The organism is Salibacterium lacus, assembly GCF_042684865.1.
Lineage (GTDB): Bacteria > Bacillota > Bacilli > Bacillales > Marinococcaceae > Salibacterium > Salibacterium lacus.
In genome coordinates this window covers 636,131-651,988 of sequence record NZ_JBHUML010000002.1, presented here as the reverse complement: position 1 = coordinate 651,988, position 15,858 = coordinate 636,131, and the positions used below count along the sequence as shown (strand labels likewise).

Annotated in this window: 19 protein-coding genes and 1 tRNA gene; 18 read left to right on the top strand and 2 right to left on the bottom strand. The window is 52.7% G+C overall.

The genetic code is table 11. From position 1 onward, the window contains the following. The 14 genes from ACFSUB_RS04055 to ACFSUB_RS03990 all read left to right on the top strand — a co-directional run bounded on the left by ACFSUB_RS04055 (window position 1) and on the right by ACFSUB_RS03990 (window position 9,547). Window positions 1-705 (top strand): LysM peptidoglycan-binding domain-containing protein, encoded by a 705-nt coding sequence (locus ACFSUB_RS04055; RefSeq protein WP_380711904.1) that lies wholly within the window; start codon window positions 1-3, stop codon window positions 703-705. Next, a complete protein-coding gene (locus ACFSUB_RS04050; RefSeq protein ID WP_380711903.1) occupies window positions 705-1,754 on the top strand; it encodes an XkdQ/YqbQ family protein in 1,050 nt (349 codons plus the stop codon). The genes ACFSUB_RS04055 and ACFSUB_RS04050 overlap by 1 nt, the downstream gene beginning before the upstream one ends. After that, window positions 1,754-2,209: a DUF2577 family protein gene (locus ACFSUB_RS04045; protein ID WP_380711902.1), complete on the top strand. Its 456-nt coding sequence runs from the start codon at window positions 1,754-1,756 to the stop codon at window positions 2,207-2,209. The genes ACFSUB_RS04050 and ACFSUB_RS04045 overlap by 1 nt, the downstream gene beginning before the upstream one ends. Then, the gene (locus ACFSUB_RS04040; RefSeq protein ID WP_380711901.1) at window positions 2,209-2,649 is read left to right on the top strand and encodes a DUF2634 domain-containing protein; all 441 of its coding nucleotides are present in this window, start codon (window positions 2,209-2,211) and stop codon (window positions 2,647-2,649) included. Before ACFSUB_RS04045 ends, ACFSUB_RS04040 begins: the two co-directional genes overlap by 1 nt. Next, window positions 2,649-3,734 carry a baseplate J/gp47 family protein gene (locus ACFSUB_RS04035; protein ID WP_380711900.1) on the top strand — a complete coding sequence of 362 codons (1,086 nt, stop codon included), beginning with the start codon at window positions 2,649-2,651 and terminating at the stop codon, window positions 3,732-3,734. Before ACFSUB_RS04040 ends, ACFSUB_RS04035 begins: the two co-directional genes overlap by 1 nt. Beyond that, complete coding sequence (locus ACFSUB_RS04030; RefSeq protein WP_380711899.1) at window positions 3,721-4,296, top strand: putative phage tail protein; 576 nt, start codon at window positions 3,721-3,723, stop codon at window positions 4,294-4,296. The genes ACFSUB_RS04035 and ACFSUB_RS04030 overlap by 14 nt, the downstream gene beginning before the upstream one ends. A gap of 21 nt (window positions 4,297-4,317) precedes the next feature. Beyond that, window positions 4,318-5,199 carry a DUF7483 domain-containing protein gene (locus ACFSUB_RS04025; RefSeq protein ID WP_380711898.1) on the top strand — a complete coding sequence of 294 codons (882 nt, stop codon included), beginning with the start codon at window positions 4,318-4,320 and terminating at the stop codon, window positions 5,197-5,199. A 20-nt stretch (window positions 5,200-5,219) separates the two neighbouring features. Next, window positions 5,220-5,765, top strand: a complete 546-nt coding sequence (locus tag ACFSUB_RS04020) for a DUF4376 domain-containing protein (RefSeq protein ID WP_380711897.1) — start codon at window positions 5,220-5,222, stop codon at window positions 5,763-5,765. Further along, window positions 5,759-6,151, top strand: a complete 393-nt coding sequence (locus ACFSUB_RS04015; protein WP_380711896.1) for a hypothetical protein — start codon at window positions 5,759-5,761, stop codon at window positions 6,149-6,151. The genes ACFSUB_RS04020 and ACFSUB_RS04015 overlap by 7 nt, the downstream gene beginning before the upstream one ends. 46 nt (window positions 6,152-6,197) lie before the next feature. Continuing rightward, a complete protein-coding gene (locus ACFSUB_RS04010) occupies window positions 6,198-7,217 on the top strand; it encodes a S8 family peptidase (protein WP_380711895.1) in 1,020 nt (339 codons plus the stop codon). Between the two features lie 109 nt (window positions 7,218-7,326). Next, entirely contained in the window at window positions 7,327-7,548 is a 222-nt protein-coding gene (locus tag ACFSUB_RS04005) for a hypothetical protein (protein WP_380711894.1), read from the top strand. Window positions 7,549-7,638: 90 nt separating this feature from the next. After that, window positions 7,639-8,427, top strand: a complete 789-nt coding sequence (locus tag ACFSUB_RS04000; protein WP_380711893.1) for an N-acetylmuramoyl-L-alanine amidase family protein — start codon at window positions 7,639-7,641, stop codon at window positions 8,425-8,427. Window positions 8,428-8,457: 30 nt separating this feature from the next. After that, entirely contained in the window at window positions 8,458-8,667 is a 210-nt protein-coding gene (locus ACFSUB_RS03995; RefSeq protein ID WP_380711892.1) for a hypothetical protein, read from the top strand. Window positions 8,668-8,797: 130 nt separating this feature from the next. After that, window positions 8,798-9,547: a hypothetical protein gene (locus ACFSUB_RS03990; protein ID WP_380711891.1), complete on the top strand. Its 750-nt coding sequence runs from the start codon at window positions 8,798-8,800 to the stop codon at window positions 9,545-9,547. Between the two features lie 56 nt (window positions 9,548-9,603). Here ACFSUB_RS03990 and ACFSUB_RS03985 read toward each other — a convergent pair whose 3' ends face one another. Both ACFSUB_RS03985 and ACFSUB_RS03980 read right to left on the bottom strand, forming a co-directional pair. Beyond that, window positions 9,604-10,629: a tyrosine-type recombinase/integrase gene (locus tag ACFSUB_RS03985; RefSeq protein WP_380711890.1), complete on the bottom strand. Its 1,026-nt coding sequence runs from the start codon at window positions 10,627-10,629 to the stop codon at window positions 9,604-9,606. A 212-nt stretch (window positions 10,630-10,841) separates the two neighbouring features. Next, window positions 10,842-10,937, bottom strand: a tRNA-Sec gene (locus ACFSUB_RS03980). Between the two features lie 136 nt (window positions 10,938-11,073). Here ACFSUB_RS03980 and selB point away from each other — a divergent pair. The 4 genes from selB to phnE all read left to right on the top strand — a co-directional run bounded on the left by selB (window position 11,074) and on the right by phnE (window position 15,848). Then, the gene (gene selB, locus ACFSUB_RS03975; protein WP_380711889.1) at window positions 11,074-12,990 is read left to right on the top strand and encodes a selenocysteine-specific translation elongation factor; all 1,917 of its coding nucleotides are present in this window, start codon (window positions 11,074-11,076) and stop codon (window positions 12,988-12,990) included. Then, on the top strand, window positions 12,974-13,999 hold the full coding sequence (locus tag ACFSUB_RS03970) for a glycosyltransferase (protein WP_380711888.1): 1,026 nt from the start codon (window positions 12,974-12,976) through the stop codon (window positions 13,997-13,999). The genes selB and ACFSUB_RS03970 overlap by 17 nt, the downstream gene beginning before the upstream one ends. Before the next feature lie 124 nt (window positions 14,000-14,123). Further along, the gene (gene phnD / locus ACFSUB_RS03965) at window positions 14,124-15,056 is read left to right on the top strand and encodes a phosphate/phosphite/phosphonate ABC transporter substrate-binding protein (protein ID WP_380711887.1); all 933 of its coding nucleotides are present in this window, start codon (window positions 14,124-14,126) and stop codon (window positions 15,054-15,056) included. Window positions 15,057-15,086: 30 nt separating this feature from the next. Further along, complete coding sequence (phnE, locus tag ACFSUB_RS03960; RefSeq protein WP_380711886.1) at window positions 15,087-15,848, top strand: phosphonate ABC transporter, permease protein PhnE; 762 nt, start codon at window positions 15,087-15,089, stop codon at window positions 15,846-15,848. Window positions 15,849-15,858: the final 10 nt, after the last annotated feature.

Sequence of the window (15,858 nt, the reverse complement as noted above, 5' to 3'; positions counted from 1 at the left end):
ATGGCGAATAATCCGATCGAATTTTGGCTCTCGTACAACAATAGCGAAGAAAAACTCCGCCTGCCGGTCAATCCAGAAACTATCGAAGTTACGTCGCCCTTCGGTTACGAAGACGTAGAGGTGACGCGCATTGGCGAATACACGATCATCGGCGAACGAGGCTTGCGAGAAGTCTCGTTTTCTTCGTTTTTTCCGCGCGACTACAATCCGTCCTTTTGCGAATACGAAAACTTCCCGTCGCCACGAGAATGCGTCGACACAATCGAGCGTTGGCGCGATACCCGCCGGCCGATCCGTCTGACAATCACGGGCGCCGGCGTCAATCTTGCGGTTACGCTGCGGGATTTTCCGATTGAGCCGGAACGGGCCGGCAACCCCGGCGACATCTATTACGAAATGTCGTTCAAGCAGTACCGATTTATTTCGTTCAACTCCGTTCGGCAGGACGAGCAGCCCGCGCCCGAAACCGGAACATCGTCCGTCTCGACGACGTCGGAGTCCGACCGGGAGGACCCGCGTCAACAGCCGAACACTTACGACGTAAAGAGCGGCGATACGCTGTGGGACATCGCGAACGACATCTACGGCGACGGCGGCAGGTGGCGTGATATTTACGCGGAAAATGAGGACGTCATCGGCAAAGACCCGGACGCCCTTTCGCCCGGCATGACGCTGGAAATCAGCGGAAACGGCGGTGATTCGTAATGGCGGAAGGAAGTTTCGGCGGCGCATACGGCGTCGGCAACGTCTCTTTTCGCGTGGTTCACGACAACGGCGAGGACACGCAGGACATTACGCCGATTGTGACCGGTGTTACGTGGGCGGGCGACGTTAAGAAGCCGCGACGGTCGCTCGAAGTTAACCTGTCGAACACACGCGACATGCGAACGCGAACGATATTCATCCGCATTGGTGGCGAGGTGCGGTTTTATGTCGGCGACGAAGAACGGTTCCGCGGCGTTGTATTTTCGGACGACATCGACGTCGCCGGCAGTCATTCGTTTACCGCGTTTGACACGAACATCTACCTGACGAAGAACGCGGACAGCCGGAAATTTAAGAAGCGGCGAGCGTCCGACATCGTCAAGCGGCTTTGCGATGACTTCGCGATACCTTACGGCGTCATCGAAGACACCGGCTACGTGATTCCGAAGCTGTATTTTACGAAGGAAACGTCGCTGTGGGACATGATTAAGACGGCAATCACGGAAACCGAAAAGGAAATGGGCGTGCGGTACTCTGTCCGCAACGTAAACGGCGAGCTTGTTTTGCGTCAAAGAAAATCGGAGTTAACGGAACGAGTCGTCGAGGTCGAAAAGAACCTGACGAGCGCGTCAAACAACCGGTCGATCGAAGAGATGCGCAACCAAGTCAAGATAATCAACGACGAAGGGTTCCAACTAAAGGTCGTTAAAAATGACGCCCTCATCGACCAGTATGGCCTCATGCAGCACGTCGAAAAGAAGTCGGACAACTCAACCGGCAACACGCAAACGGCCGACCAATTGCTCGCCGACCTCGGCACGATCGAGGACGAAGCGGACGTCACGGCGCTAGGCCACCCGGACATGGTTGCCGGAACTGCCGTTTATGTCCGCGAGCCTATGACGAGAATCACCGGCGGCTATTTCGTCACAGCCGATAAACATTCATTCGACCCGAACGGCAAGCATACGGTCGATCTGACGATTGCGGCCACGCCGGAATTACCAACGCTGGAATACGAAGCGCCAAACGAAGGAGGGACGGCCTAATGAGCGTCAACGCGCAACGAACGGAAGGCAGCGGCACATCGCAACTACTCGACCAAATCCGGTCAACCGGCTATAATAAGGACGTCACTTTTGCGCTCGCTCGCGTTGTTTCTATCGACCCTCTCGTCATCCGGCTGGCGGGCGAATCGTTCGACCTCGAAGAAGACGACATCATTGTCGCGCGAAGCCTGCGGGAACGCGTCATCACCGCGCACATCACCGATATTTCAACGGAGTCAGCCGGCAGTCACAGTCACTCCGGCGACAGCGGCGGCAGCACGTCGACGAACGGCAGTCATACACACGCTATCAGCGGAAATGCAACGGTAACGCTGCCAAGCCCTCTCGAAGTTGACGCGAAGGTGATTGTCGCGATACACGAAATATCGGCGGCTGATAAGGAATTTTACGTCATCGATATGCCGGGCGAAGCACCGGAAGGAGGCGGCGAATAATGGCGCCATTGGACGCACTAAACACCGAAAATAACGACGACCGATTCCGGCGAGTCAGCGGAAACGAAACCCGCCAGCCGTCGAAAACATGGCGGCTCGACTTCGAAACAGGCGAAATCGGTCGGTACATCGATGGCGAACGTGCCATACGCCAATACGTCCGTAAAACGCTGATGACGGAGAGGTTTCGGTATGCGATATATTCGGCGGCGTATGGGTCGGAGTTAGAAACGCTGATTGGCGCAAACGTCACCGATAATCTGAAAAACGAAGAAATACCTCGGTTGGTTCGCGAGGCGCTTGTCGTCGATGACCGGATAGCCGACGTAACAAACTTCGAAGTCACACGCGACAAGGACGCTGTTTTCGTCAGCTTTGACGTTATCACCGTCGACGACTTCCGCGTTGGCTTCGATCGAGAGGAGGTAATGGCGAACTAATGGCGATAGAAGAACGATATGCGAGCGAAACACAGCAAGCGATACTCGACCGGATGAAAAACGACATATCTGACGAATTCGACAAACGGGAGTCGTCGCACGTACACGATATGCTTTCGCCGGCATCGATCGAGTTGGCGAAGGCGTATATCGCGCTCGACCAGGTGCTGACGTACGGATTCGCTAACGAAAATACACCGCGCGAATACCTCGAATTACGGGCGGCGGAACTCGGCGTCGAACCGAATCCGGCGACGAAAGCAGCCGGCGAGGTGACGTTTTCCGGCGACGACGCCGAGAATATCCCGTCAGGCACGCGCGTCAGCACAGACGATGATGACCCGATATATGCGGTAACAACGGCGGACGCTTCGATTCCGGCCGGCGGAGGTTCGGTCACAGTCGCCGCGGAAGCGGAGGAAGCCGGCGCCGAGGGAAACGTTGCGGCGGGTGAGCTTACGCTTGTACGCGGGGATTTGTCCGATGTTCTGTCGGTCACAAACGATGAAGCCTTCGAAGGAGGAGCGGATGAAGAGTCGGACGAATCACTATTGGAGCGGTACTATAATCGAGCGCGAAATCCGGGAACATCCGGCAATGCGGCGGACTACCGATCGTGGGCGCGCGAAATATCCGGCGTAACAGATGCGAAAGTGTTTCCGGTATGGAACGGAGCCGGCACGGTAAAGGTCGTCCTGCTCGGTGAAGGCGGTACAGCTCCGGACAGCGCCATTGTCGACGAGGTATCGACACACATCGAAGAAGAACGGCCAATTGGCGCCGACGTAACGACGGTTGCCGCGACAGAGGTCGCTATTGACGTAACAGCGGACGTACAGCTTGCGAGTGGTGCGACGATCAGCGGCGTTACCGCGGACTACGAAGAGGCGCTGACGGAATACCTCGAAGGACTGGCGTTCGAAGACCCGATCGTACGGTACACGCAAATAGCGTCCCTGCTGCTCGATGTGCCGGACATTATCGACTACGACAACCTCACGATGAACGGCGGCACATCAAACATCGAAATGGCGGACGAAGAAGTCGCCATCATCGGGACGGTGACGTTCAATGACGTTACGTAACCGCGATATCAACGAATCCATACGTCGGTACATGCCGGAGTATTACGAAGAATTTACGGCTGTCCAAGAGATCATCGGCGCTGAGGCCGGCGCGTTTGACGGAGCTTTCGATGAAATCCGCGACGTTCTTGCGCAATTTTATCTCGAGACAGCAACGTGGGGGCTTGCGTACTGGGAGGATATTTTCGGCATTCGAACGGACGAAGACAAGCCGCTGAACGAGCGCCGCAGCGTTATCCGGTCGCAGAAGCGCGGACAGGGAACGGTGACGAAAGCGTTTGTGCGCGAGGTTGCCGAATCGTATGACGGCGGGGAAGTCGAAGTAACCGAAGAGTATGCCAACTATAATATCGTCGTTACGTTTATCAGCACGCGTGGCGTTCCGCCGAACCTCGAAGATACGAAACAGGCTCTTCGGAATATCGTGCCGGCGCATTTGACGGTCAATTTCGAGTTTACGTATCTCTTATACAGCGAGTTGGCGAGCGAAGGCGGAACCTACGCGGATGTGGCCGCGCTCGGGCTTACTTACGAGGAATTGAAAGCGTACAAGTACGAATGAATGAACGAAGGAGGCGGATGAATGGCGACAGATAAGCTAAATTTGCCGGAAATAACGGACAATATGACGGCTGATGTGCCGAGAGATATGAACGCACTGGCGGAGGCGGTCGATGGTTCGGCGCAAAAGGACATCGCGCAAGGAACGACAGCGCCGGCGTCGCCTGTTGCGGACGACTTGTGGCTGGATACGACGAGCGCGCCCTACGTGCTGAAACGGTACGACGGCGCGGCGTGGGTCAATGTAGGCGAGTTGCCGCCGGTTGACTCGGTAAACGGACAGACGGGCGCGGTGACGCTAGACAAAGAGGACGTCGGGCTTGCGAATGTAACCAACGATCAGCAGGCGACGAAGACGGAATTTAATGCGCATATTTCCGATGATGCGACAAAGGACAGTAAAGGTCACGTACAAATTGGTGACGGAATAAGTGTTTCAGATGGAGAGATTTCTACATCTAAAAGTGATATAGGAATTGAAAATGTAACGAATGATGAACAAGCAACAAAAACAGAGTTCAACAATCACGTAGGGTCGAGAGGGGAAAGCGTTCATGGATTAGCTACATCAGAAGTTTCAGGTTTTATGAGTCCAAGCGATAAGCAGAAAACGGATGATTTAGAAATCATAGAACATGTAACAGGCAGTTATACAGGGGATGGCAGTGATGGTCGATCAATAGTGATAGGGTTCCGACCAAAGTTGCTATATGTTGTAAACACTAGTATCGCTTGGGGTTGGGTTGCGATTGATGGAGCAGGAGAGTTTTTTGTTCACGAGGCTAGTGGGGGTCACACTTACGGGAATAACATCAGTCTTACATCTAACGGATTTGAAGTATCTTCAGCAAATATAGATGCTAATAACGATGGCGATGTTTATTATTATTACGCTATAGTTTAAAGAAGGAGGTAATTTAATCAATGATAATTAAAAGCAACAAAAGTTTTGAACTTAATTCAACTTTCCCTGATTCGGATTGGTACAATGAAGGCAATTATGTAATTGATGAAACAAAAGAAGAAAACCAAGAATTAATAAAAAAAATAAAAGAACACGCTCCTTATATGGAATTAGTTATTGAAGATGGAGAAATAGTTGATATTGATCCTATGGAAAAGCCACTGGAACCTTTTAAAGAAAGAAAAATAAGCGAGTTATCTTCTGAGTGTAAAGATGAGATTGTAAATAAATTTGAAGCAAGCAACGGCAAAAAGTACAGACTAGAAGTGGAAGACCAGCTTAATATGCAAGGAAAAAAAGATCAATTGGACAGCGATTCCGATATAAATGAAATTGTATGGAGAACATTGAACGATGAAAATATAACCCACACCAAGGAAGAATGGTTGGAAGTTTATAGAGAAGCTTTTGAGCACAAGGAAGATGCTCTATCCAAGAACAAAGAATTGCGTGACCAAGTTAGTGCGTGTGAAACAAAGGAAGAAGTAGAGGCGGTGGAATGGTGATGGAAGTTATCTTCTCTCGTAACACATCGTTACTATCACGGCTGATTCAGAGGTTCACAAACGGAAAATGGAGTCATAATGCCATTAAAATAGACGATTATCATATCTTAGATTCTCGGTTTCCAAAGGGGGTTCAGATTCGCCATTTTGACCTTAAAGATTATGAAGTCGTTGAGGTTGAAGGCGATATTGACGAAGCTATAAAACATGTTGAGAAGCGTTATGATGTTATAAGGTTTATATGGTATGGAATTAAGTTTGGTGATAAGCCATGGAACAATCCAAGTCAAATGATATGTAGTGAGTTGATTGCGGAGGCGGCGCACGATTCTAACTTGAAAGGCAAAACGCCGAATGAGCAATATAAATATCTGAAAAGTAGATAGCGTGGATTATGCGCAATAACACGAAACTCCCGAAAGGAGGTGGAATATGCCCGAATTACTAACGCAAAACGACGCCGAACGCCGCAAAGTCAACGCGGACACGTGGCACGCCGCCGGTTATTCCGGCACAGGCACGACCCTCGTCTGCATCGACGACAAATCGGCACCGCACGCGCACATGGCGTCCTACGCGGAATCGCCGCATCTCGATGCCGGCAGCGTAGTCGGCCACGGCACGAACGTCGCCCAATGCGCGCACGAGTTTGCTCCCGGCGCGCGGGTCGTCCTCGTCCGGTCCAATGACGAAGGCCGGCAGTGGATTCGCGACAACGCGGCCGACATCGACGTCATCAACGTGTCGCGAAGCGCCGGCCGTCACCTCGCCGAATATTCCTACGGATTTCTCGAATCCTTCGACATACCGGTCGTCTGCTCATCCGGCAATGACGGGGATGACCGCGTCAATTACCCGTCACGCTTCGAGTGGACGCTTTCAATCGGCGCCCTCGAGGAAGACGGCGAAATGGCCGACTACAGCAACGGCGGCGAGCGGCTGGACTGCGTTGCGCCGACGGACATTTACGTGCTGAATAGCGAGAAGCGTCCGCATAAATTTAACGGCACAAGCGCATCGGCGCCGGCAACTTCCGGCCTGCTCGCTTGCTACGTGCAATGGCGCCACAAGCACGGCCGAGGCCGGCTGACGACGGAGGACGCCCGGCAGTTTATCCGCGAAAATTGCGAAGAAATCGAAGGCTACGCGTACGGCGCGGGTCTTTTTTGTTTGCCGGCGGAATTGCCCGATGTGCCGGAATCAGACGAAAAATCATCGGAAGACCGTGAGGAAAATCCGAAGGAGGAGGACGACGAAATGGTGAAAGAACCGAAGGAATTTACGGACGTTCCTGCCGATTTTTGGGCGTATGACGACATTCAGCTTTGCGTCCAGCACGGCCTTGTCAGCGGCTACGAGGACGGCTCGTTCGACCCGAATGGCGGGCTGACCCGCGCCCAATATTGCGCCATAAAAGCCGCAGAAATCCGCGCTGAACAGGCGGACGACTAACGGACAGAAAGGAGGCGGTAACGTGTCGGAGGAAGACAACGAAAAACTAGCGGCAAGCATCGAAAAGCTGTCCGACGTCATGTACGATATTCGCGATCGGGTCACTCGGATGGAAGAGCGGCAAACGCGCGTTGAATACATCGAAGACGAAACGCGAACGGCACGGTCGGACGCAGAGCGGGCGAATACGAGAATTGACGCCGTCGAACAGCGGCTCGACGAACACGACGCGAAATGGCGCGAGGACCGTACGGAAAAGCGGTGGGTATGGACGGCCATTATTGCGATAGTTGGAACGATAGGGGTGCCCATCATTATCGCTTTTATATAGGTGAGGCCGGTTAGCTCCGCGACTACCGCAGGAAACGGAATCGGAGCGCCGGCCTCGCGTTTACATTACCACGAAAGGAGGCGGTCGTCAATGGCGAAAACAATCGCCGTGGACATCGGCCACGGCACGGACACAAGCGGCAAAGGCGTCACACACGGCGGCCAATTCTACGCGGAACACTCGTTTAACTCCGACGTCGGCTTGCGGTTGCAGGCGGAACTCGAACGGCATGGCTTTCGCGTATGGTTGCCGCAACCGGCGAACAGCGCCGAAGTCGGCCTGTCGGAACGCACCACGAAAGCCAACGACCGCGGCATCGACCTATTTTGGTCGATTCACGCAAATGCGGGCGGCGGCTCCGGCGTGTGCGCGTTCTACTGGAACACCTCGACAGCCGGCCGGCAACTGGCGGAGGCTTTTGCGAAGGAAATGCAGGCGGCCGGCTTTGCGCTGCATGGCGGCGGCACACACGCGGGCGAGCGCGGCAAGTGGACGAACCTACACGTCACACGCGAAACCGCCATGCCCGCCGTGCTTGCGGAAAATGGCTTCATGGACAACGCGCAGGACTTCGAAGGCATCTTCGGCAGTGACCGCGAGTCTTACCGGCAACGCGTCGCGGAAACGCACGCAAAGGTAATCTGCGGCCACTTCGGCGTAGCGTACAAGCCGGCCAGCGCCGAATCAAGCGCAAAGGAGGGCGAGTATATGGAGCTGAACGAAACCCGGCACGGCCGCCAAGTCGACATTCTCGAGCAGTTGGCGGAAAAAGGGCTGATTCACGAAAAGCACGCGGCGGAAATGAAAGCGGGCGAATGGCGGCAGGCTGACGCGATTTACGTGTTGTACGAAATTTATGCGCGAGAATTGCTGAAATAATTCGGAATTAACGAAAGGAGATCGATCATCATGGCGAATCTTAAACGGAAGAATCTCAAAAAGCTGGCGACACCTGTTGCGGCCATCGTCGGCATGGCAGCTGCGGCCTTTTTCGGCCTCGACGAAACAGCGGTCAATGACGCGGTGGAAGGGCTGATTTATTCCGTCCTAACCGTCCTCGGCGTATTCGGCGTGTTTGCGAATAACGATAAAGGCGGCGACAACGGCGACGAAAAGTAAACGGCAGGCGGGCGTCATATTACGGCGTCCGCGTACATAAAATTACGAGGAAAACGTTGCCATCCGAAACCAATTTCGGTAAAATGGCGTATATAGTACCGAAGAATTACTACGAAAGGGGTCGATCATTTTGCGAAAGCACCGGAAGAACCGAAAGTTAGCGCTTGCCTTCGGGCTGGCCGCGACATTGACGCTTGCTGCGTGCGGCGGTGGTGGCGGCGAAAGTGAATCCGAACAATCATCGGGAAGTGGCGGAAATAATTCGGAAACCACTGCGGAGGAACAGCCGGCAAACACGAACGATTCCGAGAAAACGTCCGGAAATAATTCGGAAAGTAACGACGAAAGTGGCGACGAGGAGTCCGGTAATGACGGCACGCTGACCGAGGTCGGCGAAACAACGTCGAACCAACAAAGCGATGAAGTCGAATTACTCGCAGTAAATGATGATGTAGGGACGCTGGAAACCGGCGGAATGGTCTTTGATGTCGAATTTGTCAAAGTTCTCCGGAGTAAATTGACGGACGAATATTACAACGGGAATGGATCGCAATTTTTCGAAGCGAAAGAATTTTGGACGGTACAAGTTAAAGGAAGCGTCACAAACAACGCCGACCAAACGCTATTCCTTACGCCAACAGCCGAGGCGGTAACTAGCACCGGGAAACAACTCGGAAAAGATTCGGACATCGGCGGCGGTGAATTAACCGGGGAATATCACGCAGGTGTTACGAAGGAAGGAAGTTACGGGTTTGTATCGTACGAACCGATCGATGCCGAAGCGCTCGAATGGGTACGCCTCTACGCGGATAAACCATTCGACGCGGAAACATACGATCCGACCGGCGAAAAAGCCGATTTACAAGTTCCGTTAAAATAACGAAACACAAACGCCCTCTTATCGGTTTAGGCCGGTAGGAGGGCGCTTTTTTTGTCTTATTTCCGATTCTTCCGGTCAAATACGCTGTTCAGCGGGCTATGTTTCCGGTGTTGCATAATAAGGTCGCTGTCCGCCATATTGACGTACTTTTTGACCATCGACGCGTCCGTGTGTCCGAGAATCTGCTGCAGGCTGAACGGATCACCACCGTCGAGAATATACAGCAACGCGCCGGTATGTCGCAAAACATGCGGACTTACGCGCTTGTTCGTAATGCCTGTCTCTTCCTTTATTTCCGTGAGCCTTTTGCGGAACGTAGCGGCGTCCAGCGGATATCCGTCGTAGGTTACGAACAGGTGGTCGGTCATAAAATCCTCCGTCTCGATCATGTACTCGTGTAAATAACGGAGGGAATGCGGCGACAACGGCACAAGCCGCGTTTTCTTCGTTTTCGTATTGTCGGCATCCAGTCGGATGATCCCTTCGCGTAAGTCCACGTTATCCCGTTTCATAGCGACAACCTCCGACACACGCGCCATTGTATCGAGCATCGTTAGGATGATCGTGATTTCCCGGAAGCCAACGAACCGCGTGTCGTCGATGACGTTGAGCAGCCGTTTGACCTCGTCCGGTGTCAGCGCGTCGACGCGGTCGTCCGGCACCTTGACCGGCTTGAACGTTTCGTGAATCGGCTCCGTGATATGCCCTTCCTCGTAACACCACCGCAAAAAGGCACGGGTTGTCCGAATGCGAACGTTCATCGTCGTTTTAGCGAGGCCGCGGTCCGCCATCGATTCGATATAACCAACGAACACATCTGACGTAATATCCTCGTTCACCAAGTCCGGCAGCCCTTCCGCCTCTTCGAGATAGTCGATAAACCAATCGTAATGCGTGTAGTACCCTTGTATCGTCATCCGCGCGAATCCTTGCGTTTTCTTCAACGCCATGTATCGCTCGAACAGCTCCGACAGGCTCAGATAAGCCGCCGGGTTGTGGTTGACCCCGCGCCGCACGCCAAATTTACGTTTGCGCGACGACGACTGCACGCGGTTATGCTGCGCCTTTCCTTTGAGCGCCATAAACGAAAAACCTCCCGTCAATAGTTTGCGGAAGGTGTCGTCTCTATCGTATAATTCCGGGGTGGCCGCCGATAGTTTCCGAAATAGTTTTCCGCCGTTGTGGCGGATTACAACGGTTAAACTGTCGGGGAATCTCCGATTCAATCTGCGGAAAATCTTCGGCTTCAATCTCCGCCCAAATCGCCGAATCCCTTGCGAGAGTAGGCGTGAAATGGCGGGACCGTCTGGGAATCGAACCCAGCGGAGACGGCACGCGCCTCCCGGAAGTTTTGAAGACTTTGGCGTGCACCAGCATCGCAACCGGCCCCAATTTTTCGATACGGAACGTATTTTACGCCTTCCTCGAAAACAATGCAACAACTCCGTTTTATTTTCGTTGGTTTTCAACATGTAGTAAGATAAAAGACAAAGAAGGCGCTTGACAGTAAAAAGGCGGGAATAGATATGGCAAAGCGTATGTACACCATTGGGATGGCCGGACATATTGATCACGGCAAGACGGCGCTGACCAAAGCACTTACAAATTACGATACGGACCGTTTAAAAGAAGAAAAAGAGCGGAACGTTTCGATAGAACCCGGATTCGCCCCGCTCCAGCTGAGAGAGGATATGGATGTCTCGATTATCGATGTTCCGGGGCATGAACGTTTTATCCGGCAGATGATTGCTGGTGTAGCGGGCATTGACGCCGTGGTATTGACGGTCGCGGCCGATGAAGGTGTGATGCCGCAGACAAAAGAACATCTTGAAATATTAACCCTTCTTGGAGTGACCGGCGGACTCATCGCCGTGACAAAAGCAGATAAAGTGGAGGAGGATCTTCTGGAACTGGCTGGGGAGGACATTCGTGCGGAAGTGCAGGGCACCCCGTTTGAACAGGCGGAAATGGTATTTGTCGACAGTTTGACCGGAAACGGGGTGGAACAGGTGCGCACGGTTATGACGAATATGCTGGACCGCCTTTTTGCCCGGGATGCCAGAGGGGCGTTCCGTCTGCCGATTGACCAAGTGTTCTCTGTACATGGGCAGGGAACCGTCGTGCGCGGGACAGTGTATGAAGGACAGATTGAAGAAGGAGACACGGTGCAGATGCTTCCCCTTCGAAAAAAGGGGAAGATCCGTCAGTTGCAGCGTCACGGAATCCGGGTGCCAAAAGGAATCGCAGGGCAGCGCCTTGCCATGAATATAGGCGGAGTGGATAAAGAAGAGCTGAAACGGGGCGACGTTGTTGTCTCGGCAGAACATTACGTAACGACCGAACGGTTGAACGTGGTGCTTTATACATCAAAAGAAGCGGTGTATGCTTTGAAACAGCGCGGACAGGTAAAACTCCACCTTGGTACGGCAGAGGTTTTCGGCACGATTGTTTTTTTTGACCGGAACGTGCTCGAACCCGGCGGAAAACAGGAAGTGTTATGTCAGCTTGTGCTGGACGAGCCGGTCGTAACAAAAAGGGCGGATCGTTTTATTTTACGCAGGCCCTCCCCGATGGAGACGGTTGGAGGAGGCTGGATTCTGAATCCGAAGGCAGAACGGATGCGTTTTGGCCGGGGGTCCATCGAAAAGCTGGAGCAGGAAAAGCAGGGCACTCCTAAAGAGCATGTCAAAGAAGCGCTTCGCGAACACAAGTGGTTGAACACCGAAGAGCTGGCAAAAGAAACAGGACTGCTGCAGGAAGATGCCGGGGCTGTTGTGGCGGACCTTCTTCAAAAAGGGGAGGCCAAAACGTACAACAACCAAAAAACAGTGCTGCGGGAGATTTATGATGACTACATCGGGGAGATGCTGGCGGAGCTGCACACGTTTCACGAGCAGTACCCGCTTCGCATCGGGAAAAATAAACAGGAACTTTCTCTTTTGGCATCGGGGGAACTGCCTAAGGAACTTGCCGAACGTTTTTTGGAAGAAGCGGTGGAACAGGGCGGAATATTACGGCAGAAACAGTACGTTGCAGCATTTTCCCATACTCCTTCCTATCCAAAAGGCTGGGAGCGCAGAATGGAACAGGCCCGGAGCAGCTGGCACCAGGACGGTATCGCCCCGAAGCCGTGGGACGAATACATGGAAGAACAGGGAATACCGGAAAACATAAGAAGCGAGTTCCGCTATGCACTCCTTCAGTCCGGGGAGGCGTCTCCCATGGACGACAGGCATATAAGAGATGTTTCGAAACTGCAGGAGGCAGCGGGAACACTTCATGCCTCCTATCCGGAGGCTTTTACTCTGCAGCAGGCGAAAGAGGTGCTGCCGGTGTCGAGAAAGTTTCTCGTTCCTTTTCTGGAGTGGCTGGATGAACAGAAGTGGACCAAGTGGGAAAATGAACAACGAGTCTGGAGACATCCATATGACAACCGCATCTAAACCGCTCTCGGTCCTGTATCTGACGCCGTATTACTACACCGGAAGAGGAAACGCAGCCACCGCTGAACGCATGAAAACCTACCTGGAACGAGCAGGTTACCACGTCATGGTGCATGCATTTGAAGAAGAGGACGAGCCATTGGATGAAAAGCTTGAACAAGCAGATATCGTGCATGCCCTTCATGTACGGCGGACCGCGGAGTTTGTGAAAGCGTACGGACTGTTCATCAAACAGCCGCTTGTGTTAACGAGCGGCGGGACAGATATTAATATCGATCTGCAGGATGCCGGAAAAAAGCAGGACATGAAACAGCTGCTCGCCAAAGCCGGGGCATTAACAGTGTTTACCGAAGATGCAAAACAGAAAATACTCAAAGGCTTTCCGTGGCTTTCAGGTAAAGTGACGGTCATACCCCAGGCTGTGGATCTGCCGGAAGGAGAACCAAAAGCGCCGCGGTTCTTACCTGAGGGATCACCGAAGCTTCTCCTTCCGGCCGGCCTGCGCCCTGTGAAAGACATATTTTATGTATGCGGCGCTCTTCAGGAGAACATCTCCCGGTTTCCGGACCTTCAGCTGCTGGTCGTAGGAGAGGGGATGGATGAAAAGGTGCAGCAGGAGGTGGAGAAAAGGGAAGCGGAGCTGTCCTGGTTCTCCTGGCATCCGCCTGTTAAACGAAAGAATATGAAGGCTTTTTATCAATGGGCGGATGTCGTGCTGAACACCTCCGTCTCGGAGGGGCAGCCGATGAGTCTCCTGGAAGGCATGGTTCACGGGGTGCCTGCTCTTGCGAGAAGGAACGGAGGCAATGAAAGCATTATTGATTCCGCCGGAAACGGCTGGCTGTTTTCAACACCGGAAGACTTCGTGAAGATTCTCGAGACGTTGATGCAGGACCCTGTATTGTACCGGCGGACGGCCGCTCAAGCAGAAAAATACGCTGCCCGGTACCATCACCCGGAAGACGAAGCGGCCAGGTACATGGCTCTGTATGATTCACTCCGGCAGTGAGCACCCTCTCCCGGGCGTTTCAGATTTCTTTACATATACCGTAAATAATGATACTTTATCTGCGCGTTTTTTGTTCGATAACCGAATAGATGAAACAACGACACCAAACAGGGGGTACATTAAAATGAAAAAGCCATTCATCGGAGTAATTGCTTCGTTTGCGCTTATGCTCGGAGCATGCGGCGGGGGCACAGGAGATAATGAGGAAAACGAGGGAGAAAGCAGCAGCGGCAGTGATTCCGGTGAAGAACTGGAAGTAGCTGTCATACCGGCCCAGTCGGCAGGGGAAATGCAGGACGGCCTGGATGCGCTCGAGAACACGTTAAATGAGTCCATGGACCGCAGCGTTTCCGTGGATCACTTTCCAAGCTATAATGCTGTGGTGGAAGCTCTTAATTTCGGCCGTATCGATCTTGCTTATTTAGGTCCGCTCACATACGTCATTGCCAATGAAGAAAGCGGAGCTGAAGCAATCCTCACCCAGGAAATTGACGGTAAACCGTACTACTATTCCTACATTATATCCCATGTTGACAAGCCTTGGGACAGTCTCGATGAAATGCTCGAACAGCCGGATGACGTTAATTTTGCGTTCGGCAGTGTATCTTCTACTTCCGGATCGTTAATGCCGGGTCTTGAACTGAGAGACCGCGGGGTTTTTGAATCGGAGGAAAACCATGATTTTGCCTCGGTGCGTTATACCGGATCCCATGATGTGACGGCCAATGCAGTCGCAAACAATCAAGTGGATGCCGGTGCGATTGACAGCGCCATTTACAACGAGCTTGTGGAAGCAGGCACGATTGATGAAAGCAACGTGAAAAAAATCTGGGAATCAGACCAAATCTACCAGTATCCCTGGGCGGCCCGCTCCGGTATGAGTGATGAGTTAAAACAGCAGTTTCAGGACGCTTTTACCGGGATAGAAGATGAACAGATTCTTGACATCTTCGGGGGCGCATCGGCCTTTGTGGAAACCGGTCACAGCAGCTATGAAGATATTGCCCAGGCAGCCTCGGATTTTGGCATGCTGAACATGGACAGTGTCGAAGAATAGCGCCCGTTTGATGTTAAAGGAGCAGAAGAAATGACCTGGTTAAAAAAAAGAGCGTGGGTATACGGGCTTCTGCTTGCAGTGTTTACGTGGTGGAGCATGGGCAAAACCGAATTTGAATGGAGTAAATTTCAGGAGTTTGGCGACACCGTTACGTTTGTGCGGGAAAAGTTCTCTCCACCTTCGTGGGACATATCCCCGAATTTGATTGATCCGGCACTGGTGACGCTTGCGATTGCATTTCTCGGTACGTTTTTTGCGCTTTTGACTGCGGTTCCCCTCAGTTTTGCTGCAGCTAAAAATACGGCAGCGAATCCGGTTTTGTATTACCTGCTTCGTTTTTTTCTGTCGATTCTAAGGTCCATCCCTGAAATTGTGTTCGGGCTTATCTTCGTCGTTGCACTCGGTCTCGGGCCGTTTCCGGCGGTGATCGCGATTCTGCTTCACAATATCGGCGTACTCGGCAAATTAATCTCGGAGCTCATTGAAGCGGCTGACCCGGGTCCTCAGGAAGCAATGAAATCGGTCGGATCCGGACGACGGATTGGTAATCTTTTCGCGGTGGTCCCCCAAATCTGGCCGAACGTTCTGTCCCATTATTTCTACCGATTTGAGGTGGCCATCCGAACGTCTCTGATTCTCGGTTTTATCGGAGGCGGCGGGATCGGCCAGCAGCTGATTAATGATTTCAACAGCTTTAATTACACAGCTGTAACCGTTGAAGTCCTGTTTATTATGCTGCTTGTTATTGCAGTGGATCTGTTCGGTGCTTTTGTCCGGAAACGTGTTATTTAGCCTGATGGAA